1 protein-coding gene is annotated in these 3,892 nt (G+C 75.2%); it reads right to left on the reverse strand.

Annotated features, from left to right (window positions below):
* Positions 1–264: 264 nt before the first annotated feature.
* Complete coding sequence (locus VR45_RS37425) at positions 265–3,636, reverse strand: right-handed parallel beta-helix repeat-containing protein (protein ID WP_045944405.1); 3,372 nt, start codon at positions 3,634–3,636, stop codon at positions 265–267.
* Positions 3,637–3,892 lie beyond the last annotated feature (256 nt).

Genomic DNA, 3,892 nt, shown 5'->3' on the forward strand with positions numbered 1-3,892 from the left:
CGCCCCCACCGTCACCGGCAGCGGCACCCGGCACCGCGTTCCCGACGGTCGGCGCCGCAGTACCCGCCGCAGCACCCGCCGCAGGACCGGCCGCCACGGGCCCGGCCCCGGACGCACCGGACCCGGACGCACCGCCGACAGCCGACGCCCCCGACGCCCCCACCGCCCCCGACGCCACCTCCGGGGCGAGGGCGGCGAGCGCGGCAAGGCCGCAGACCACCGCGGCGGCGGGGCGGGCGAGCCGCCCTCGGCCTCGGCCGGTGCTCACACCGGGCTGCCGGAGCGGTCCGCGGCGATGTCCTCGGGCAGCAGCAGGCTCAGCTCCGAGAGGTCGGCGACGTCCAGCCGGCTGAGCCGGCCGGCCTGGCGGGTGATCATGCCCTCCAGGGTCTGCCGGGCGAAGCGGCCGTTGCCGAAGGTGCGGTCGCGCGGGACTCCCGCGAACAGCTGCTCCAGCGCGGCCAGCGTGTGCGGCGCGCACTCGTACCCGGCGTTGACCGCGTGGTTGCGCACGATGGTGACCATCTCCGCGTCGGAGTAGTGGCCGAAGTCGATCTGGCGGGAGAAGCGGGAGGCGAGACCGGGGTTGGAGGAGAGGAAGTGCCGCATCTCGTCCTCGTAGCCGGCCACGATCACCACCACCTCGTCCCGGTGGTCCTCCATCAGCTTCATCAGGGTGTCCACGGCCTCCTGGCCGAAGTCCCCGCCGCCCCCGTGCCGGGGCGTCAGGGTGTACGCCTCGTCGACGAACAGGACGCCGCCCCGGGCCCGGTCGAAGGCCTCCTTGGTGAGCTGGGCGGTGTGGCCGACGTAGCGGCCGACCAGGTCGGAGCGGGCGGTCTCGATCAGCTGGCCGCCGGGCAGCACGCCCAGCTCGGACAGCAGCCGCCCGTAGAGCCGGGCGACCGTCGTCTTGCCGGTACCGGGCGGACCGGCGAAGACCAGGTGGTGGCTGATGGTGGCGGTCGCCAGCCCGGCCTCCTCCCGGCGGCGGACCTGCCGGATCAGGTTCACCAGGTCCTCGACCTGCTCCTTGGCGGCGGGCAGGCCCACCAGGGCCTGGAGTTCGGCCAGCGGCTCGGTGCCGTCGGCCTCCTTCACGGGCGGTTCGAGTTCGACGCCGACGTCCCCGGGGACGAGCAGGGCGAGGTCCTGGTCGCTGATCTCGGCCTGCTCCGCCAGCCTGGTCGCCTGCCGGTCGACCATCTCCTCGAAGACCTTGCGGGCCGCGCGGCCGTTGCCGAAGTCCTCGCCGCGCGGCATCCGCTCGAAGAGCAGCGTCAGCGCGTCGCCGGTGCCCGCGGCGAGCTCGTAGCCGTGGCCGGTGGCGGCCCGCTCGACGATGGTGACCAGCTCGTCGACCTCGTAGTTGGCGAACTCGACGGTCCGGCTGAACCGGGAGGCCAAGCCGGGGTTGGAGGCCAGGAACTCGGTGATCTCGGCGGAGTAGCCGGCCACGATCACCACCACGTCCTCGCGGTGGTCCTCCATCAGCTTGACCAGGGTGTCGATCGCCTCCCGCCCGAAGTCCGGCCCGGAGCCCCCGGAACCGGCCGACAGGGTGTACGCCTCGTCGATGAACAGGACGCCGCCGAGCGCCTGCTGGAACACCTCGGTGGTCTTGATCGCGGTGCCGCCGATGATCGAGGCGACCAGGTCGGCCCGGGCCACCTCGGTCAGGTGCCCGCTGCGCAGCACGCCCAGCTCGGCGAGGATGGCGCCGTAGAGCCGGGCGACCGTGGTCTTGCCGGTACCGGGCGGACCGGCGAAGACCAGGTGGCGGCTCATCGGCAGGGCCGGCATGCCGGCCAGTTCGCGGCGGCGGGCCAGCTTGTTGAGGTTGACCAGGGTGGCGACCTGCTCCTTGACGCCGGCCAGGCCGACCAGCGACTCCAGCACCTCCAGCGGTCCCGGCGGCGCGGCCGGGGCGGGGGCGTGGCCGGGCTCCGAGCCCGGCGCGGGGGCGGCGTTCCCGGCGGCGGCCGGACCGGAGGAGGCTCCCTCGGCGCGCGGGCTGCCGGTGGCGGCCGCGGCGGTGCCGTGGGCGTCCGGCAGGCCGTTCTCCTCGCTGGTCAGCTGCTCCACCGCGAGCCGCTCGCTCGCCGCCGTCTGCCGCAGGCCGGAGCCCCGGTTGCGGGACAGCTTGCAGCCGGTCAGCCGGACCGCCTCCACCGAGTCGAGGCGCACCCCGTCGCCGATGTTCTCCACCGCGTCGACCTGGGCCAGCGCGGCCCGCCCGCCGGCGCCGATCCGCACGCCGTGGCGGCGGTTGCCGTGGCTGCGGACCCGGGTGCAGGTCAGGTCGCCGCCGTCCTCGACGGACAGGCCGTCCTCGCCCGAGCCGCTCACCTCGCAGTCCCGCAGCGAGGCCCGGCCGACCTTGCCGACGACCACGCCGGAGCCCTTGGCGCCGCGCACCACCCCGGCGCCGACGAAGGTGTCCGCGCCGTCCGTGATCCGCAGGCCGGCCCGCCCGGCGTCGGTCACCTCGACGCCCTCCAGCCGGCCCCGGCCGTCCCGCAGCACCTCGACGCCGTCGGCGCCCGCGCCGGTGACGGTCAGGTGGCGCACCCGGGGGTTGGCGCCGCCGCCGATCGACAGGCCGGGCCCGGTGACGTCCCGGATCTCCAGCCGGTCGATGTCGGCGGCGCTCTCCTCGGCCAGTTCGACGCCGGCGCCGCCGCAGCCGCGCACCACGGTGCCCTTGAGCACCGGACCGGCGTGCTCGCCGACCCAGATGCCGGTGCCCTCGGCGTCGGCGACCTCGCAGTTCTCGAAGTGGCCGCGCGAACGGCCGGTGATGTGGATGCCGTGCCCGGCGGTGCGGGCGGTGGAGCAGCGGCGCAGCTCCGGGTCGGTGCCCGCGGCCAGCGCGATGCCGTGGCCGGTGGTGGCGCTGACCACGCAGTCCTCCAGCACCACCCGGGCCTCGGAGCTGATGTACACGCCGATGGCGGTGTCCCGGACGGCGGTGCGCACCAGCCGGGTGGTGGAGCGTTCCTCCAGGGCGACGGCGGGCTTGTCGGTGACGGAGATCTCGCAGTCCTCGAAGGTGCCGCGGGCCTCGCCGTTGGCGCAGATGCCGTTGCCGCGGGCGTCGCGCAGCACGCAGTTGCGCAGCAGCGGGTTGGCCCGCTCGCCGACCACCACGGCGGAGGTGCCGAGGTGCTCGATGACGCAGTCCTCGATCACGCTGGTACCGGTGGAGGTCTCGACGATGCCGGCGCCGGCCGGGTTGGTGACCCGGCAGTCGCGCATCGCGAGCGAGCCCTGCTGGCGGGTGAGGACGGCCGTCCAGGAGGCGCCGACCACCTCGCAGTCGGACAGCGCGGCCTGCCCCCGGGGCACGTCGACGGCCGGGAGTTCCTCGTCCTGGCCCTGGACGACCAGGCCGGTGAGCTGGACGGCCTCGGCCACCACCTGGACGACGCAGCCCCGCCGGGCGGTGATCCGGACGCTGCCGCGCGGCTCCTCGGCGGTGATGGTGACCATCTTGGTGATGACCAGGTTCTCCTCGTAGCGGCCGGGGCGGACGGAGATCACCGCTCCGCTGCGGGCCGCCGCGAGCGCGTCGCCGATCGTGCGGTACGGGCCGCCCCGCTGTTCCGGGCACACCGTCAGCACATGGCGCGACATGGCCGTCCTCTCCTGGGTTTTCATCGGTACGTCGTCGGGGGGTCGGACGGGGTCGGGCAGGTCGGACGGGGTGGGGCCGGACCGGGCGGGGGGCGGTCAGGAGCAGGTCCGGACCGCCCCCCGCGCGGTCAGGAGGCCGTGCAGTCGGCCTTGACGGCGGAGGCCGCGATGTGCGCCTTGTCGGTGGCGGTGCCGGCCCAGTCGAGGCCGCGGGAGTGCAGCATCACCGAGATCTTGCCGCCGGAGACCGCGAACC

The organism is Streptomyces sp. NRRL S-495 (assembly GCF_000966955.1).
In the GTDB taxonomy this organism is placed as follows: Bacteria; Actinomycetota; Actinomycetes; order Streptomycetales; family Streptomycetaceae; genus Kitasatospora; species Kitasatospora purpeofusca.